The organism is Mesocryomonas fontinalis, assembly GCF_055730125.2.
This window is the reverse complement of the sequence record NZ_JBUZWG020000001.1, coordinates 653,613-670,033: the sequence shown is the minus strand read 5'-3', so window position 1 is coordinate 670,033 and position 16,421 is coordinate 653,613. Positions and strand designations below refer to the sequence as shown.

General features: G+C 67.8%; 15 protein-coding genes. 9 read left to right on the top strand and 6 right to left on the bottom strand.

The window, feature by feature from the left end:
• Positions 1–10: 10 nt before the first annotated feature.
• A complete protein-coding gene (locus ACZL02_RS03065; RefSeq protein WP_472938707.1) occupies positions 11–2,374 on the bottom strand; it encodes a cellulose biosynthesis cyclic di-GMP-binding regulatory protein BcsB in 2,364 nt (787 codons plus the stop codon).
• Between the two features lie 13 nt (positions 2,375–2,387).
• Entirely contained in the window at positions 2,388–4,601 is a 2,214-nt protein-coding gene (gene bcsA, locus ACZL02_RS03060; protein ID WP_472938706.1) for a UDP-forming cellulose synthase catalytic subunit, read from the bottom strand.
• A 587-nt stretch (positions 4,602–5,188) separates the two neighbouring features.
• Here bcsA and ACZL02_RS03055 point away from each other — a divergent pair.
• The 6 genes from ACZL02_RS03055 (at position 5,189) to ACZL02_RS03030 (ending at position 11,288) form a co-directional block, all read left to right on the top strand.
• The gene (locus ACZL02_RS03055; RefSeq protein WP_472938705.1) at positions 5,189–6,121 is read left to right on the top strand and encodes a LysR family transcriptional regulator; all 933 of its coding nucleotides are present in this window, start codon (positions 5,189–5,191) and stop codon (positions 6,119–6,121) included.
• 84 nt (positions 6,122–6,205) lie between these two features.
• The gene (locus ACZL02_RS03050; protein ID WP_472938704.1) at positions 6,206–7,453 is read left to right on the top strand and encodes a CaiB/BaiF CoA transferase family protein; all 1,248 of its coding nucleotides are present in this window, start codon (positions 6,206–6,208) and stop codon (positions 7,451–7,453) included.
• Entirely contained in the window at positions 7,450–8,379 is a 930-nt protein-coding gene (locus ACZL02_RS03045) for a hydroxymethylglutaryl-CoA lyase (RefSeq protein ID WP_472938703.1), read from the top strand. The genes ACZL02_RS03050 and ACZL02_RS03045 overlap by 4 nt, the downstream gene beginning before the upstream one ends.
• Positions 8,380–8,566: 187 nt before the next feature.
• A complete protein-coding gene (locus ACZL02_RS03040) occupies positions 8,567–9,409 on the top strand; it encodes an ABC transporter ATP-binding protein (protein WP_472939096.1) in 843 nt (280 codons plus the stop codon).
• Positions 9,406–10,194, top strand: coding sequence for an ABC transporter permease (locus ACZL02_RS03035; RefSeq protein WP_472938702.1), 789 nt, complete (start codon positions 9,406–9,408; stop codon positions 10,192–10,194). Before ACZL02_RS03040 ends, ACZL02_RS03035 begins: the two co-directional genes overlap by 4 nt.
• A gap of 53 nt (positions 10,195–10,247) precedes the next feature.
• Positions 10,248–11,288 (top strand): ABC transporter substrate-binding protein, encoded by a 1,041-nt coding sequence (locus ACZL02_RS03030; protein ID WP_472938701.1) that lies wholly within the window; start codon positions 10,248–10,250, stop codon positions 11,286–11,288.
• 123 nt (positions 11,289–11,411) lie between these two features.
• On the opposite strand, the gene ACZL02_RS03025 is transcribed toward ACZL02_RS03030, so the two are convergent.
• The gene (locus ACZL02_RS03025) at positions 11,412–11,591 is read right to left on the bottom strand and encodes a DUF2934 domain-containing protein (RefSeq protein WP_472938700.1); all 180 of its coding nucleotides are present in this window, start codon (positions 11,589–11,591) and stop codon (positions 11,412–11,414) included.
• Positions 11,592–11,681: 90 nt separating this feature from the next.
• Between ACZL02_RS03025 and ACZL02_RS03020 the strand changes: the two genes are divergently transcribed.
• Positions 11,682–11,876 (top strand): hypothetical protein, encoded by a 195-nt coding sequence (locus tag ACZL02_RS03020; protein ID WP_472938699.1) that lies wholly within the window; start codon positions 11,682–11,684, stop codon positions 11,874–11,876.
• 58 nt (positions 11,877–11,934) lie between these two features.
• Here ACZL02_RS03020 and ACZL02_RS03015 read toward each other — a convergent pair whose 3' ends face one another.
• The 3 genes from ACZL02_RS03015 to ACZL02_RS03005 all read right to left on the bottom strand — a co-directional run bounded on the left by ACZL02_RS03015 (position 11,935) and on the right by ACZL02_RS03005 (position 13,110).
• On the bottom strand, positions 11,935–12,147 hold the full coding sequence (locus ACZL02_RS03015) for a hypothetical protein (protein WP_472938698.1): 213 nt from the start codon (positions 12,145–12,147) through the stop codon (positions 11,935–11,937).
• A gap of 120 nt (positions 12,148–12,267) precedes the next feature.
• A complete protein-coding gene (locus ACZL02_RS03010) occupies positions 12,268–12,522 on the bottom strand; it encodes a hypothetical protein (RefSeq protein WP_472938697.1) in 255 nt (84 codons plus the stop codon).
• Between the two features lie 93 nt (positions 12,523–12,615).
• Positions 12,616–13,110, bottom strand: coding sequence for a DUF3597 domain-containing protein (locus ACZL02_RS03005; RefSeq protein ID WP_472938696.1), 495 nt, complete (start codon positions 13,108–13,110; stop codon positions 12,616–12,618).
• Positions 13,111–13,260: 150 nt separating this feature from the next.
• Between ACZL02_RS03005 and bluB the strand changes: the two genes are divergently transcribed.
• Positions 13,261–13,953 (top strand): 5,6-dimethylbenzimidazole synthase, encoded by a 693-nt coding sequence (gene bluB, locus ACZL02_RS03000; protein ID WP_472938695.1) that lies wholly within the window; start codon positions 13,261–13,263, stop codon positions 13,951–13,953.
• Between the two features lie 316 nt (positions 13,954–14,269).
• On the top strand, positions 14,270–16,372 hold the full coding sequence (locus ACZL02_RS02995; protein WP_472938694.1) for a GumC family protein: 2,103 nt from the start codon (positions 14,270–14,272) through the stop codon (positions 16,370–16,372).
• Positions 16,373–16,421 lie beyond the last annotated feature (49 nt).

Here is a 16,421-nt window from a genome sequence, read left to right as displayed (position 1 = left end):
ATGACCGCCCTCACCGGCGCTTCTCGCCGATGTTGCGCAGGAAGAGGTTGGTGGTCAGCCCGAGCGCGAGGCACGCGATCAGCAGCGCCGCGATGTAGCTCTCGGAATGGCGCGAGAACCAGCCGGCGATGACCAGCCGCCCATTGGCGAGCGAGGTCGCCTGCGTCTCGAACAACTGCTCGTCGCGGGCGGCGACGCTCGTCATCGACTTCCCCTCCCCGCTCATGCTGGTCACGGCGCCGGCCAGCTGATCCCAGCGGCCGGTGGACGTCAGCACGTCGACGCCCTCTGAGAGGGTGGCCGCATCCCGGGCCGCGACGACCGTCCAGGCGGCACCCCGGTGCTCTGGCGCCGATCCTTGAGCGACCACCAGCGAGGTGTCCGCGGCCGGCTGGAAAAAGTTTGCAGGATCGACGGTGTCGGAGAGCGGGTTCTGCTGGAAACCGATCAGGCCGAAGACGCCGTCGGCCGCAGCCGACCCCATCGACATCAGCGTGTCGGAGAAGCTTTCGCTTTGCGAGAAGGCCGAGAGGAAACGATCGAATTCGGTCTCGCCGGATGGCGCGGGAGCAGCCCCGGGAGCAGCCGCCTCATCGGCGCCGCCACCCTTGAACAGGAGCTTCCAGCTACTGCCGACCTCCGCCGCATCCGCCGGAGAAACCAGAAGGTTTTCGCGCGCAGCCGCTTTTTCGGTCCCGGCAGGCGCGAGGCGCACGGCCTGCATCAGTTCCCTTGGCAGGCCGGCGAAGGTACCGAACGCGACGAGGTTGCCGGTTGCCTCGCGCGGCATCGCGGTGAGGACACGCGTGTCGAAGGTCTTGCCGGACGAAGCGGCGAGCTTTGCGGTGAACGTCGCCGCGGTGCCAAGGCTGTTCGGCGAGAGGTCCGCGACGAGCAGCGACAGATCGGGCGATCCGTTGCTGCCGCCCATCGCCATCGCGGCGAGATCCGGGGTGTGGCCCACCCGCGCGAGCACGGGCAATGTCAGCGCCGAGGTGCCGGAGACGAACAGCCGTGTCGGCGGGTTCGCCTGTGCCGCCGGGTCGCAGGCCGCATCGCTTTCGTTCGAGACCGTTGCCTCGAGCGTCAGGACGTTGTTGCCCGGCTGCAGGGCGCTGAGCGGCAGCCGCATCTTCTGTCGATCGATGAGGCCGCGCTTGCTGGAGCTCAGCGGAATGGTCGAGATCACGCGGTCATTGGCCCGGATCACCAGCTCGGCGTGCCGGTCGAGACCGGCGGCATAGCTGGCATCCAGCGTCAGGCTGCCCTCGGCATAGTCGGCCGGGTAGAAATCCGCCGGAAGCCGGAAGCGCACGCTGTCGCGGAAGAAGCGGCCGGCGAACTGCCGGTCGGCAAGGCCGAGATCATGCAGCGTCACCACCTCCCCGCCGGAGAGCAGCCGTCCGCCGGCATCGCGCAGGGCCTGCAAGCCTTCGGGCGTGCCGACGGGCGCGTGGCCTTTCGATGCAGCCGCAAGACCCGCGATACCCCGGTCGATCTCGTCCGGGCTGGTGCCGGTGACGATCAGGCGGGCGGGTTGGCCGGCCGCCCCCGGCTCAAAGCTGACGGCAGGGATGGTGGTGTTGCCGACAAGGCGGCTGGCATCGAGACCGACCTCGACAGCAAGCGCCGCGCCGTCGGCGCTCGCGCCAAATTCGACCGCGGGATGGCGAAAACCGCCGAGCAGCACGGCCGACTGGACCGCCGACAGGGTTTGCTCGATATCCTTCGGAGTGGCACCGGCCGGCAGCACGCCGTGGATCCGCGTGACGCCGTCGGTCTCGAGCCGAGCGAGGGCGGGAAGGTCCTCGATCGCCGAAACCGGCCCGATGTCGCCGTCGAACAGGAGGCCGCTTTGCGCCGGGTCGATCGCCGTCCACAGCTCATAGGTGCCGGCGATGGAGCAGTCGACGCGGTGGTGCTGATCGACGACGATGCGGACCTGGTTGAAGCCGGGCTGCAAGGTGCCGGGCGAGAGGTCGGCCGTCAGGCTGCGGACGCCGCCGAGCCCCAGGCGGGTCTCGGCCACCGGGCGGTTGTTGACGAAGACCTGCAGCGACGAGGACTCCGGCATGATCGACACCGTGCTCTGATAGGACAGAGCGATCTTCGCCGCCTTGGTGGTCTCGCCGGGCCGCACGAAGACCGCAAACTGGCGCGTCGCATTCTCGCCGGTCAGCATCAGCTGTTCGGCACTGCTCGACAGCGTCGCCAGCCGCCCGGTCGACACAGCCGCGGCGGGGGCAGCGGCGGCGGCCGGCCCGCCGATGGCGAACGGCGTGCCAGCCTCGGCGTTCGAGAGGGTCACCGCCGTGAGGGCGACGAGCGACAGACCGGCCAGGCTCTTGCTCAAATATGAAGAATAACGGGACATCACACTCTCCAGGTCAGGCCAGCGGCGCGGCGAGCGGGTTCTTGTTCGGCTCGATCTTTTCGGGCGCGACGGCATCGGCGTCCTGCGCCGGGGTATCGCGGTCGAAGATCAGGTGATGGGTGGCGACCAGCGGGTAGAGAAGGCTCCATTTCAGGAAGCCGAAGGTTCCCGCGATGATGCCCTGCCGCCGCTGGCGGGCCGAGCGCTGCGCCCGGACCGCGTCGATGTCGGCCAGCATCAGTTCGGCGATGATCGGATAGTGCTCCGCTTGCGCATTGAAGCGCAGGCCGATGACGCCGTCGCCGGCATTGTCCTGCACCGACACCGGGATGCTGCCGAATACACCGCCATCGCGCGCCGACAGCACCGTCAGGCTTTGCTGCGAACCGCCGAAGGGGACCGCCAGTCCGGGCGCTGCGACGACCTTGGCGCCGCCGAGCGAGATGTCGTTGACGCGGACCGGGGTCTCGACGCCGTCGATCATCAGCACGGCATCGCGCAGGCAGACGAGGCGGGGCGACGTCCGGCGCTCGCGGCGTTCCGTGACGACGCCGAGTGCGGCGGCGGCGACGAAGAGGTTCAGGACGTTCCAGGCGCCCACGACGAGCAGCAGGCCGCCGATCTGTGGCTCCGTGTTGTAGCGGTAGACGGAGACGCCGAGCGCGAAGAGCAGCACGCCGACGATCGCGAAGTAGGGCCAGGCGAGCTCGGAAAGCCGCGTCTCCTGCAGCGTCTCACCCTTGGCCGTCACGGTGAAGGTCGGGCGGCGCGGGTTGATCAGCACGCTGATGATCGCCCGGAACAGGTAGACCGACTGGACGTACTCGTAGACCTCCGACACCCAGGGCCAGCGCACCTGTCCGAAGAGGTAGTTGCGCATGATCTCGCCGATGACGAGGTAGGTGATGGTGTAGGCGACGAACTCCTCGACCGAGGCATCGTAGATCTTGAGGTTGAAGAGGATGAACAGGAGCGGCGCCGCCATGAACACCATGCGCATGAACGGGAAGAACCAGAACAGCGCGCTGGAGAGGTAACAGATGCGCTGCGGCAGGCTGAGACCCTTGCGCATCAGCGGGTTCTTCAAGAGCAGGATCTGGATCATGCCGCGGCACCATCGGGAGCGCTGGCCGATGAAGCTCGAGAAGGTATCGGGCTGCAGGCCGGAGATCATCGGGCGGTTGACGTAGAGGCTCTTCCAGCCACGCGAATGCAGGTCGAGCGCGGTCTCGCAGTCCTCGGTGATCGAAACGCCGGAGAAGCCCCCGACCTCTTCCAGCGCGGCCCGGCGCAGCACCGCCGCCGAACCGCAGAAGTAGGCGGCGTTCCACTTGTCCAGACCCTTCTGGATGGTGCCGTAGAACATCTCGTTCTCCGACGGCATCCGGTCGAACGTGCCGAGGTTGCGCTCGAGCGGATCGGGGTTGGAGAAGAAGTGCGGCGTCTGGACGAGGAAGAGCTTGGCCTCGTCGACGAAGTAGCCGACGGTTTCGCGCAGGAATTCGCGGGCCGGCGCATGGTCGGCGTCGAACACGACGACGAGGTCGCCGCTTGTGCCCGACAGCCCGCTGTTGAGGTTGCCGGCCTTGGCCCGCAGATTGGCGGCCCGGGTTCGATAGTGCACGCCGAGCTGGCGGCAGAGCTCGGTCAACTCGGCACGCCGCCGGTGGGCGGCGCCGGACACCGCCGGATCGCGCGAATTGCGCTTCTGGTCTGTGCCGCCATCGTCGAGCAGATAGACGTTGAACTTGTCCGCCGGGTAATCCAGCGCCTTGGCCGAGGCGAGCGTCAGCGACAGGATGTCGGCGCCCTCGTTATAGGAAGGAACGAAGATGTCGACCGTCGGCAGCTCGTCGTCGCTCAGCTGCCGGGCGCGCGGCCGCTCGATCGGATCGGCGATGACGAAGAGGCTCATCGCCAGCATCAGCAGGCAATACATTTCCGCGACGTAGAGGAGGACCGCCGGGACGAAGTAGAGCAGATGCTCCGGCGACGGCAAGGTCGACGTCGTTCGCCAGTAGGCATAGCGCAGGATGACCGCGGTGGCCGTCGCCAGGAAGACATAGCGCCAGGGTCCGCGCAGCCGGAGAAGGTAGATCGTCAGACAGATGGCAATGGCGGAAAGCGCGATGCCGAGTTGCGCCTGGACACTGACCGGCTGCGTGATGAGCACCAGGCCGACGAGGGCCGAAGCAAGCCATAGAATTCCGAGCAGCACGACCCGCATGTCATCCACCTCTTCAAGATTGCAGCTTTTTCCCGCGGACCTTGAGAGGTCCGTTCGGTATCTAGCTACTGAGCATCTTGAGGCGCCGGCAAGCAAATGAAAACTAGTGAGAGCCCTTCAAAACTCGACTAAAGGTTAATGTTTCAAGTTCATTCGACTTTTAAGCTTGGTCTTAAAATATATAACAATCTTGTATTTTGATATGGAAGCCTTTGTATTTTTACTCTGGCCTCGCCTTCCGCGGAAGCTTGCCGTCTAAAGCTACTCGTGCCTCATCAAACCATCGACGATGATACCATCCCGTTTGTGCCAGAGTACAAGAAGCCGGTACCGCTGCAGTTGAAGACGGAGCGGAGATGGAGCGGATACGGGAGGTGGCTCGTCGATCGAAGGCCCGAGGCTGATGCTTGCGGCCGGTGCCCTGCCGCGACGACCGCCTTACATTTACGGGGCAGCAGGCCGGCGCGCGCCTCACCGAAAAAGCCTGCCCTCTCCCTCCCCGATGCGCCGAGCGGCGTTCGCCCCTTGCTCTCGCCGTCCGCGCGACGCACAAGCAGGGCGCACCGAGTATTGCCCGTGAACCGCCCATGATCTCATCCTCTCTGGCTCGGCGTATCGATCTCGTCACGCTGCAGCTCTTCGTCACCGTCTGCGAGGAGGAGCACCTGACGCGGGCCGCCGAGCGGGCCGGCATCGCGCCGTCCGCGCTTTCCAAGCGCGTGGCGGAGCTCGAGGCGACGCTCGGGAGCGAGCTCTTCCAGCGCCACGCCCGCGGCATGACGGTGACGGCATCGGGCGAGACCTTGCTGCACCATGCGCGCTCGATTTTGCGCTCGGTCGACAAGATGGCGGCCGAACTCGCCGACCATGCGCAAGGCCTGCTCGGCCATGTCCGCATCCTCGCCAACATCTCGTCGATCGTGCAGTTTCTGCCCGAGGACCTCTCCGACTTCTACCAGGCGAACGGGCGCGTGCGCATCGAGCTGGAGGAGCGCACGAGCTATGCCGTGGTGAAGGGCATCGAGGAGGGAGTGGGCGACATCGGCCTCTGCGTCTCCACCGTCGACAGCCGCGACCTGGTGGCGGCCCCCTACCGGCGCGATCGGCTGGTGCTCGCCGTCCGGCGCGACCATCCGCTCGCCGGCCGCGCCCGCGTCGGCTTTCTCGAGACGCTCGACTACGAGCACATCGGCCTGCACCAGGACAGCGCGATCTACCGCCGCTCGGCCGTCGAGGCGGCACATGCCGGCCGCGACGTGAAGCTGCGCATCCACGTCCCCGGCTTCGACGCGGTCCTGCGCATGGTGGAAAGCGGCCTCGGCGTCGGGCTCATTCCGGACCGGGCCTTCGCCGTGGTGGCGCGGGGCATGGACCTCGTGGCGATCCCGCTGTCCGACCCCTGGACGTCGCGCGAGCTGAAGCTCGTTTCGCGCGATCCCGCCGGCCTGCCGGAGGCGACGCGCCTCCTGCGCGCGCACCTCATCCAGCGCGGCAGTTCGCAGGCCGCGAACGGCGGTTGACCGGAGACGACTGGACCCCTCCCCCGCTCCGCGCGGAAGATGACGGATCACCATGCCGATCGGGTGCGACGGGAGAAAGCAGCCATGACCGCATCGAACCATGAGAGCACGCCGGCCGCGGCGCCAACCGGTCCCCTTTCGGGGCTGAAGATCCTGGAACTCGGCCATTTCGTCGCCGCCCCGTTCGCGACGCGGCTGCTGGCGGATCTCGGCGCCGACGTCGTGAAGATCGAGCCGCCGGGCGGCGACCCGGTCCGGCAATGGGGCGAGCAGGCCAGCGGCCAGTCGCCCTGGTGGTCGATGCACGCGCGCAACAAGCGGTGCCTGTCGCTGGACCTCAAGCATCCCGGCGCGCGCAGCGTCGTCCTGAGGCTCGCGGGCGGCGCGGATGCGCTGGTCGAGAATTTTCGGCCGGGACAACTCGACCGGCTGGGCCTCGGCGAGGCGGTCCTGCGCGAAGCCCGGCCGAACCTCGTGATCGCCCGCATCTCCGGCTTCGGCCAGGACGGCCCCTATCGCGACCGCGCCTCCTTCGGGGTCATCGGCGAGGCGATGGGCGGGCTGCGCTACCTCACCAACCACCCGCCGGAGGAGACCGACCTGCCGCCGTCCCGCGTCGGCATCTCGATCGGCGATTCGATCGCTGGCCTCTATGCCGCCTTCGGGGTCATGGCCGCGCTCTGGCAGCGCGACCGCGCCGGCGGGGCGCCCGCTCCGTTCACGCTCGACGTGGCGCTGACCGAGGCGATGCTCTCGATGATGGAGGGCACGCTGCCCGAATACGGCGTGTTCGGCACGGTGCGCCAGCCGCAGGGCTCTCGGATCAAGACCGCGGCGCCGACCAACGCCTATCCGACCCGCGACGGCAAATGGCTGCTGATCGCGGCGAACTCGGACCCGCTCTTCCGGCGCCTCGCCCAAACGATCGGCCGCCCCGAACTCGCCGACGATCCGGACTTTGCCAAAAATCCCGGTCGCCTGCGGAATGTCGAGCGGCTCGACGGCATCATCGCGGACTGGTCGCGTGGCTTCGACGCCGCCGAGGCTGACCGGATCCTGCGCGAGGCCGACATTCCCTCGACGCTCTGCTTCAACGCCGCCGAGATCGCCGGCGACGAACAGTTCCGCGCGCGCGGCATGGTGCGCGAGATCGAGGACCCGCTGATCGGCAAGGTCCTGCAGGCTGGCATCGTGCCGCACGTACCCGAGGCGCCCGGCACCGTGCGCTGGACCGGCCCGGCGATCGGCGCGCATACCGACGAGGTGCTCGGCGAGGCCGGTTTCGGCTTGGACGAGATCCGGGAACTGAGAGAGCAAGGCGTGGTGCGATGAACCTTCTCGACCGGAAGACCGACGTGGAGATCGTGGAGGTGGCGCCGCGCGACGGCTTCCAGCCGATCGGGCCCTTCATCGAGACCGCCGTGAAGGTGGACTTCGTCCGGCGCCTCAACGCGGCAGGCTTGCGCCGGATGGAGATCGGGTCCTTCGTCAGCGCTTCGGCGGTGCCGCAGATGGCGGACACGCCGGCGGTGCTCGGCGCGGTGCGCGGCACGGCGAGCCTCCTGCCGCAGCTGCTGGTGCCGACCGAGCGGCGCGGCATCTCAGCGCTCGACGCCGGCGCGCCGATGATCGCCTACGTGCTGTCGGTCTCCGAGGCCCATAACCGCAACAATGTGCGTCGGTCGCCGACCGAGTCCGCCGAGGACTACGAGCGCCTCGCGGCCCGCGTGCCGCCCGACGTGCCGCTGCGGCTCAGCCTTGCCACCGCGTTCGACTGCCCGTTTGACGGCCGCGTCGATCCCGCGGCGGTGCTGGAAATCCTCGACCGGCTGGTACCGGTTCGCCCGGACGCCGAGATCTGTCTCTGCGACACGACCGGACGCGCATCGCCGGACATGATGCGCCGCCTGTTCGGCGAGGCCATGGCCCGCTTTCCCGATGTCCGGCACTGGGCCATGCACGGCCACGACACGTACGGGCTCGGTCTTGCCAACGTCTTTGCCGCCTTTGAGGAAGGCGTGCGCGTCTTCGATGCCGCCGCCGGCGGGCTCGGCGGCTGTCCGTTTGCGCCGGGGGCGACGGGCAATGTCGCGACGGAGGATGTCGCTTGGATGTTCGAGCGGATGGGCGTCTCGACGGGGGTGGATATCGAGGCCTTGCGTCTCGTCGCCGAGGACGCTGCCCGGCTGCCGGGCGCCCAGTCCGGCGGCCGGGTGCGGGACGCGCTGCGCTCGCGGCCCGAGGCCTGCGCCGCCTGAGCATTCTCCGGTGGGAAACGCGCGTTGCACCCAAACGCATGTTACTTAAGCCCGACGATCATCTAGGCTGAACATCCAACGACGTCGGGAGGACGGCGATGAATGAATCATACGCGTCACGCGCCGGGAGGCCGTGGCTGAGAGACACCATGCGGAGTTCGGCGGGATGCTGAGCACTGCCGAAAATATGCGCGCGCGCTCGGGAGCAGCCGCAGCACCGGAACGGGCGCAGGCGATCGGCCTGTCGCAGGTCGAGATCGCCTTCCGGCTTGCCAATGGCGGTCGCTTCGAGGCGGTCGCCCCGACCGATCTCGAAGTGCGCGAGGGCGAGTTCGTCGCCGTCGTCGGCCCGACCGGCTGCGGCAAGTCCACGCTGCTCAACGCCGCGGCGGGCTTGCTGAAGCCCTCCGCCGGCGCCGTCAGGATCTATGGGCGGAACCTCTCCGGCCTCAACGGCGAGGCGGGCTATCTCTTCCAGCAGGACGCGCTGATGCCCTGGAAGACGGTGCTCGACAATGTGGCGATCCCGCTGACGATTGCGGGGACCGCGAAGCGCGAGGCCGAGGATCGCGCCGGCGAATGGCTGGCCCGCGTCGGCCTCTCGGCGTTTGCGGACCGCTATCCGCACATGCTCTCGGGCGGGCAGCGCAAGCGCGTCGGGCTCGCCCAAGTGCTGATCCGCAACCCGCGCATCCTCCTGATGGACGAGCCTTTCGGCCCCCTCGACGCTCAGACGCGCGTCATCATGGGCGGGCTGCTGCTCGACCTCTGGTCGGCGGAGCGCAAGGCGGTGATGTTCGTGACGCACGACCTCGAGGAGGCCATCGCGCTTTCGGACCGCGTCGTCATCATGTCGGCCGGCCCACGCGCCCGCATCATCGGCGACTACGAGATTCCCATCAGCCGTCCGCGCGAGATCGCCGACGTGCGGCTCGACCCGCTTTTCCACGACATCCACCGCGAGATCTGGAACGCCCTGAAGGAAGAGGTCGTGAAGGGCTATCGCCAGACAAACGGACTGCCGGCATGACCAGGCCGATCCTTCTTCTGCTGCAGATCTCGGTGGGCGTGGCGGTGCTGCTGGTCTGGCACCTGTTCACGGCGACGAGCCTCTTCGGCAACCCCGCCGACGCGCGCTTCTTCTTCGCGACGCCGATCGACGTCGGCGTGCGCATCGTGGAGTGGTTCGTCTCCGGATCGATCTGGTATCACCTCGGCATCACGCTGGCGGAGTCGACGCTGGCGTTTGCCATCGGCTCGCTCGGCGGCGTCGCGATCGGCTTCTGGTTCGCCCGCAAGCCGCTCCTCGCCATGGTCTTCGACCCCTATGTGAAGGCGGCGAACGCCTTGCCGCGCGTGGTCCTCGCGCCGATCTTCGCGCTCTGGCTCGGCCTCGGGATCTGGTCGAAGGTCGCGCTCGGCGTCACCCTCGTCTTCTTCATCGTGTTCTTCAACGTCTACCAGGGCGTGAAGGAGGTGAACCAGACCGTGCTGTCGAACGCCCGCATGCTGGGCATGACCGAGCGCCAATTGCTGCGCCACGTCTATATGCCGTCGGCCCTGTCCTGGATGTTCTCGTCGCTGCACACGGCCGTCGGCTTTGCCATGGTCGGCGCGGTGGTCGGCGAGTATCTCGGCTCGTCGGCGGGCCTCGGCTACCTCATCCAGCAGGCAGAGGGCGTGTTCGACGTCACCGGCGTCTTTGCCGGCATGTTCGTGCTGATGGGCTTCGTGCTGGTGATTGACGCCCTCGTGACGGTGGTCGAGGACCGGCTGCTGGTCTGGCGCCCGCAGGCGCAGGTGTCGACCAGCTGAGCTTTCGCCGTTCGATACAGAATTGAAACTTGGCCTTGGGAGGGGCTTTCAAGATGAAACGCAGAGATTTCCTGGCCGCCGGCGCCAGCGCCGCAGCCTTCGCCGCCTTGTCCGCCCGGCTACCCGCCTATGCACAGGATGCCGGCGCGACGATCGAGAAGCCGTCGCTGACGCTCGGCGTCGGTGGCAAGCCGCTGCTTTACTATCTGCCGCTGACGATCGCCGAGCGGCGCGGCTTCTTCGAGGAGGAAGGCCTGACGGTCGCGATCAACGACTTCGGCGGCGGGGCGAAATCCCTGCAGGCGCTGGTCGGCGGATCGGTCGATGTCGTCACCGGCGCCTACGAGCATACGCTGCGCATGCAGCACCGCAGCCAGGACATCCGCGCCGTTGCCGACCTCGGCCGCTTTCCCGGCATCACCATCGCCATCCGCAAGGAGCTCGCCGGCGAAATCAAGTCGATCGCCGATCTCAAGGGACGCGCGATGGGCGTCACTGCGCCGGGCTCCTCCACCGCCCTGATGCTGCAATACGCGCTGGTCAAGGCTGGCCTGAAGCCCGACGACGTCTCGATCGTCGGCATCGGCGGCGGCACCAGCGCGGTGGCGGCGGTCAAGCGTGGCGAGATCGCCGGCCTGTCGCATCTCGATCCGGTGACATCGCGGCTCGAGATCGACGGCGCCGTCGTGCCGCTGATCGACACGCGCACCGAGGAAGGCACCCGACAGCTGTTCGGCGGCACCAACCCGGCGGCGACCGTCTACCTCCGCCACGACTTCGTCGAAGCCAACCCGGTGACCACGCAGCGCATCGTCAACGCCTTCCTGAAGTCGCTGGCCTGGCTGCAGTCGGCAACGCCCGACCAGGTCGCGGACACCATTCCCGAAGATTATCTTTTCGGCGACCGCGAATTCTACAAGACGGCCTTCGAGAAGGCCCGGCCGATGTATTCGCCCGATGGCATGATCACCGAGGATGGCTTCACGTCGATGCTGGCCATGCTGAAGACGCTGGAGCCCGCCGAGTTCGGCAATGCCGAGATCACCTTCGCGCAGACGTTCGACGACCGTTTCGTCAAGGCGGCGAAAGGCTGAAGGCCGATCGACCGGAGCATTTCGCCGGCCTACTTGGCCGAGATATACCGCTGGCGCCATGAACGGCGCCGGCGGGAAGCATTCAAACCCTTTCACGGGTTAATCAATTAGCGCCCGGATAGGCTAGCGCCGTTCGCCGCCGGCGGGGTTGCCGTCCGAGGTCCGATGCTGCGGGTCGCTTTCGCCCTCGATCTCCTGCGCGGCATGCGCCCAGAATTCATGCTCGCGGCCCTGCGGCCTGCCGGCTTCCTCCCAGAGATGGTACGCCCTGTCGCGAACCTTCGGGGTGTTATCAATCGTCATCATCACCATCCCATTTACTACGTCCCGACCGGAGCCTTAACCGGCTCGCGGTGTTAAGCTGTTGAATTAGCGCAGCAAGGACGAGCCTCAATGTCGACTGTCAGTTGGAAAGACGTAGCGTCCACCGAGACCCCCGGTCCGGCGAGTTTCGGTGATCTGACCCTCACCATCACCGAGGAAAACATCGCCCAGTGGAAGGAAGATCCAGACGGCCGCTTTGCGGTGCTGGAAACTCCCGACGGTGTTTCTCCCGTCAACCTCGGCAAGTTCTTCCCGAGCCTCTAGAAACTCTTACGACCTAAGCTGTCGTGCTTTGCGCCGGCTGCCGCGTCGACACCACGCGTCATGCCGCGATAGCCGAAGAGCCGAGCGTTTCAAACCATTCGGCATAAGGCGTATTCTTCGCCATGTGCCGATTGTAGTCCGGGGCACCGTCCGCCCACCACACCGGTCCCCGCTCGCCAAGCGCCGTCTTCGCCGTATCGACCCGCGCACGAGCATCAGCAACCGCAGCGACATCGCCCTTGGCGTCGCGAACCGCGCGACGGGCCGCCATCAGATCCTTGACCAGCGCTTGGCGGCTTTGAGGTTCGAGGGCCGGGTTGCTGCAACGCCATAGCCGGCCGCGGACGACGAAATATCGCCCGTCTGGCGTGCCCGGAAAATCAGGCACCGATCAGCCCTTTACCGCACGGATCGCCGCGATGACGGCCGCAAGCCTTGCTTCGCCAGCGCTGGTGAAGCGGGCCCTCGCCCCATCGATCTCGATGAGGTCCGCGTCCGCGAGTTCGGTCAGGCCATCGGGGTCGGCGACATGACCGTTGCCGTCGTCGATGACGACTTGCCCGACGGTCTCGCCACTCGACAGGGCGTGGTAGGCAGCAAATGTCAGGATCGACAATGCCTTGTCGGAATGAGGGTTCTCGGACATCTCGGTCACTTCCAAGGTCTGCGGATCGGTTGCGGCATCGGCGTTCGCCGCCGATGCCGGTGTAGGAGGGTCCGCCAAAGCGAGCCCTGAAGCTCAGTCCATCAGGTCGGCGGGCACCTTGCCACCGTTCTCGGAGAGCTTCTTCATGACCGCCTTCTGCAGCCAAACGTTCATCGCGGCGCTATCGCCGGTGTCGCCGGTATAGTTCAGCTCCTTCGCCAGCTCCTTGCGGGCGGCAATGTCGCTGTCGAGGCCCAGCGCCTTCAACGTGTCGACGATCGAGGTGCGCCAGTTCAGCGTCTGGCCGGACTTCTTCACCGCGGCGTCCATGATGGCGGCGACGTCGACGACAGCCGGTGCCGCGGCCGGCGCAGAGGCAGCCGGCGTCGAGGGCGCGCCGACGGCAGGTGCGGGCGTCGGGGCAGCCTCGGCGACAATGCTCGTCGGCGCGTTCGGCGAGGACGGCGAGACGGCCTGCGTCGGGGCGGGTGCCGCGCCTGCCGTCGGCGGTGCTGCGGCTGCCGGGGTTTCGGCGGCCTCCGCATGGCGGTGGAACAGGGCGTTCTTGATCTTGTCGAAAATGCTCATGGTGAAATGTCCGTCTGTTTGAGGGTGAAGTTTGAACGGCAGCCAACCGCGCCCGTTCCGCCTCGTCGCGGCAAAACCATCGCCTCGCGTCCGCAATCCGGCGGGTGCCCTCGCTGCCAGACGGGCTTTCCGCGGGACCTTGGCCGCCGGATGTGCTCTGATTGGCGCGAGGGTTTTGCGGGGCGGGGCAAGGGCGTGACGGACGACGGCGGACCGATCTTCGACGCAGGGTTCCTCGGACAGCTGGAACTCCTTCTGCGGTGGCGCCGCGACGTCCGGCATTTCCGGCCGGACAAGGTGGCGCCGGAAATCCTTGCGCACCTGCTGGAACTTGCGGACCTTGCGCCTTCCGTCGGCCTCAGCCAGCCCTGGCGCTTCGTGCTGGTGGACGACGCCGCGCGCCGGGCCGCGGTCCTGGCTAATTTCGAGGCGTGCAACGCCGCCGCGCTGGCAGCGTACGACGGCGGGCAGGCGAGCCTCTACGCCCGGCTGAAGCTGGAAGGGCTGAGCCAGGCGCCGTGTCACCTCGCGATCTTCGCCGAGGCGGCAACGCGCCAGGGCGCCGGCCTCGGCCGTGCGACGATGCCCGAGACCATCCACTACTCCGCAGCGATGGCGGCGCATACGCTGTGGCTCGCGGCGCGCGCCGTCGGCATCGGCCTCGGCTGGGTCTCGATCCTCGACCCCCACGCTGTCGCCGCGGCACTCGACGTGCCGACGGGCTGGACGCTGATCGGCTATTTCTGCCTCGGCTATCCCCGACACCCTGCCGACACACCCGAACTCGAGACCGAAGGCTGGGAGGCCCGGCAGCCCGTGGTGAGCCGCATCCTGCAACGCTGACCCTGTCGGGCATCGCGCAAGGTAAGGCTTTGACCCTCGACGCTGGGCGCACCGTCGGCGCGCGCCTTCCGAGGTGGATGAAGACACGACGGATGCGGACGCGGCGGATGGGGACGCGGCGGGAGAATTCGGCAACTCGAACGCCGGCTACGTCGAACACCCGATCGTAAAGCCCGCGGGCATGGCGCTGGGCGAGGGTTTGTGCAGAATGTTAACCTAGCGATATTAAGGTCGAGCCCGTTCGTCCTTTTCCGCGGCAGAGGTGTGGCATGGCGTACGCCCTAACTTCGCCGCGGCGGTTACCGGTCGGAATGTCATGACGCGTTCTGCCTTGACCCAGAGTGAACAGGCGCTTCCCCTGTCGGCCCTGCCGCGCCCGCGCGAGGCGCCGGACGCTTCCGTCGAGGTCGCCGACATCTGGTGGATCATCTGGCGCCGCCGCCTGCTGGTCGCGTCCGTCGCCGCCGTCCTCGTCGTGCTCGCCGCCGCCTATGGGCTCCTCACGCCGCCGCAGTATTCCGCGCACGGCCAGATTTTGATCGACCCGCGCGACCGCGTGGTGGTGGCCAACGACGTCAACCCGGCGGCGATGTCGCCGGATGGCGGCGTGGCGCAGGTCGAGAGCCAGACCAAGGTGCTGGAATCCTCGGGCGTCCTCTTGCGCGCCATCGAGATGCTCGACCTCGAGAACGACGACGAGTTCGGCGTCCGCCCCAGCACCATCGCCTCGCTCGGCGGCACGCTGCGCAGCCTCCTCGGCCTGCCGCCCGCCGCCGCGCCAAAGGGCGAGACGAGCGCCATCGTACTGCGGGCGATCCGCCAGAAGCTCGGCATCCAGCGCGCCGACAAGGTCTTCGTCATCGACGTCGCGATGACCGCCCGCGATCCGGACAAGGCCGCCGAGATCGTCAACGCCATTCTGAAAAGCTATCTCGCAGACCAGGCGCAGGCGCGCACCGACGCGGCGGTCGAGGCGTCGCAATCGCTGACGGGCGGTCTCGAAAAGCAGCGCGACAAGGTGCGCGAGGCCGAGAGCGCGCTCGAGCGCTACAAGGCGGAGAACGGCATCGTCGAGGCCAACAACCTCCTCGTCAGCGACCAGGAACTGGCGCGCCTCGCCTCCCAGCTGAGTGCGGCGGAAGCCAGCACCGCTCTGCTGCGCACCCGGATTGGCCGCTCCGGCGACGATGCGGCGACCGCCGAGGCGATGACGTCGGCGACCGTCTCCCAGCTGCGCAGCCAGGAGGCGACGCTGGTGCAGCAGATGTCCGGCCTGCAGCGCCAGTTCGGCCCGCGGCACCCGTCGCTGCGCAACGCCGCCTTGCAGCTGACCGACCTTCGCCAGCTGATCGCCGGCGAGCTGGCACGGCTGAAGCGGTCGAGCTCGAACGACTATGCGCGGGCGCTCGCCTACGAGAAGTCGCTCGCCGACGCCCTCGCCGCCGCCAAGGTGAAGAAGGCCGAGAGCGACCAGCTGCTGATCGGCATGCGGGCGCTGGAACGCGACCTCGACGTGAACCGCACGGTCTATGCCTCGTTCTCGCAGCGCGCGCAGGAAACCGGGGACCAGTCCGGCATCGATTCCACCAATGCGCGGGTGATCTCCTGGGCCTTGCCGCCGCTTGACAAGAGCTGGCCGAAGACGACGCTGTTCGTCATCGCCGCCGCCGCCGCAGGGCTCGGGCTGGGCGTCTTCGCCGCGCTGCTGGCCGAATACCGCGCGCCGACGATCGTCTCGCGCATCGACATGCGCCGCGTTTCGGGGGCGTCGGAACTCGGGCTGATCTCGCTCGACCGGGGACGCCGCCTCTGGCCCTGGCCGCGGTCGCGGGCCCGGCGCTCGTTCCACCGCGAGACGGACGTCGCGATGGCCCGCGCGCTGCAGCTGCTGCAAGGTGCGTCCGGCGGCGGCCGCAGCATCTTCCTCACCTCGGGCGACGGCGAGAACGAGGAGCGCGTCACTATCGTGCTGATGCTCGCGACGATCGCGCTGCGGCTGTCGAAGCGCGTGCTGTTCATCGACGGCAGCTCGGTCGAGCTGTCGAACCCGCAATCGCCGGGCCTTCTCGAAATCCTGCGCGGCGAGCAGTCGCTGGCCTCGGCGATCACCATCGACCATGCGACCGGCCTTGCCGTGCTCGGCCGCGGCCAGGGCGTGATCCCCGGCGGCGGCGGCAACGGGTTCGAACGGGTGCTCGCGGAGGCCTGCAGCCGGTTCGACCTCGTGCTCATCGACGGCTGCGTCATCACCGAGGATCTTGGCGCCTTGCCGATCGCCGGCGGCGCCGACGAGGTGGTGTTCGTCGCGCGGCTCGGCGCCACGCGCCGCGAAGAGGTGACGATGGCAGCCGACGTCCTGGCGACGCTCGGCCGGCGGATTTCGGCGACGCTGTTGATCAAGCCGGCATCGCTGGTCTGAGATGACGCCGGCGGCCCGCCCTTTCCCGCCGCGGAGCCACCTGCCGCCG

Bases quoted from the DNA above. Each gene is read 5' to 3' on its own strand.
- bcsA (WP_472938706.1), bottom strand. From the start codon at position 4,601: ATGCGGGTCGTGCTGCTCGGAATTCTATGGCTTGCTTCGGCCCTCGTC.
- ACZL02_RS02995 (WP_472938694.1), top strand. From the start codon at position 14,270: ATGACGCGTTCTGCCTTGACCCAGAGTGAACAGGCGCTTCCCCTGTCG.
- ACZL02_RS03065 (WP_472938707.1), bottom strand. From the start codon at position 2,374: ATGTCCCGTTATTCTTCATATTTGAGCAAGAGCCTGGCCGGTCTGTCG.
- ACZL02_RS03025 (WP_472938700.1), bottom strand. From the start codon at position 11,591: ATGACGATTGATAACACCCCGAAGGTTCGCGACAGGGCGTACCATCTC.
- ACZL02_RS03050 (WP_472938704.1), top strand. From the start codon at position 6,206: ATGACCGCATCGAACCATGAGAGCACGCCGGCCGCGGCGCCAACCGGT.
- ACZL02_RS03010 (WP_472938697.1), bottom strand. From the start codon at position 12,522: ATGTCCGAGAACCCTCATTCCGACAAGGCATTGTCGATCCTGACATTT.
- ACZL02_RS03020 (WP_472938699.1), top strand. From the start codon at position 11,682: ATGTCGACTGTCAGTTGGAAAGACGTAGCGTCCACCGAGACCCCCGGT.
- ACZL02_RS03030 (WP_472938701.1), top strand. From the start codon at position 10,248: ATGAAACGCAGAGATTTCCTGGCCGCCGGCGCCAGCGCCGCAGCCTTC.
- ACZL02_RS03040 (WP_472939096.1), top strand. From the start codon at position 8,567: ATGCGCGCGCGCTCGGGAGCAGCCGCAGCACCGGAACGGGCGCAGGCG.
- ACZL02_RS03005 (WP_472938696.1), bottom strand. From the start codon at position 13,110: ATGAGCATTTTCGACAAGATCAAGAACGCCCTGTTCCACCGCCATGCG.
- ACZL02_RS03055 (WP_472938705.1), top strand. From the start codon at position 5,189: ATGATCTCATCCTCTCTGGCTCGGCGTATCGATCTCGTCACGCTGCAG.
- ACZL02_RS03045 (WP_472938703.1), top strand. From the start codon at position 7,450: ATGAACCTTCTCGACCGGAAGACCGACGTGGAGATCGTGGAGGTGGCG.
- ACZL02_RS03035 (WP_472938702.1), top strand. From the start codon at position 9,406: ATGACCAGGCCGATCCTTCTTCTGCTGCAGATCTCGGTGGGCGTGGCG.
- ACZL02_RS03015 (WP_472938698.1), bottom strand. From the start codon at position 12,147: ATGGCGGCCCGTCGCGCGGTTCGCGACGCCAAGGGCGATGTCGCTGCG.
- bluB (WP_472938695.1), top strand. From the start codon at position 13,261: ATGTGCTCTGATTGGCGCGAGGGTTTTGCGGGGCGGGGCAAGGGCGTG.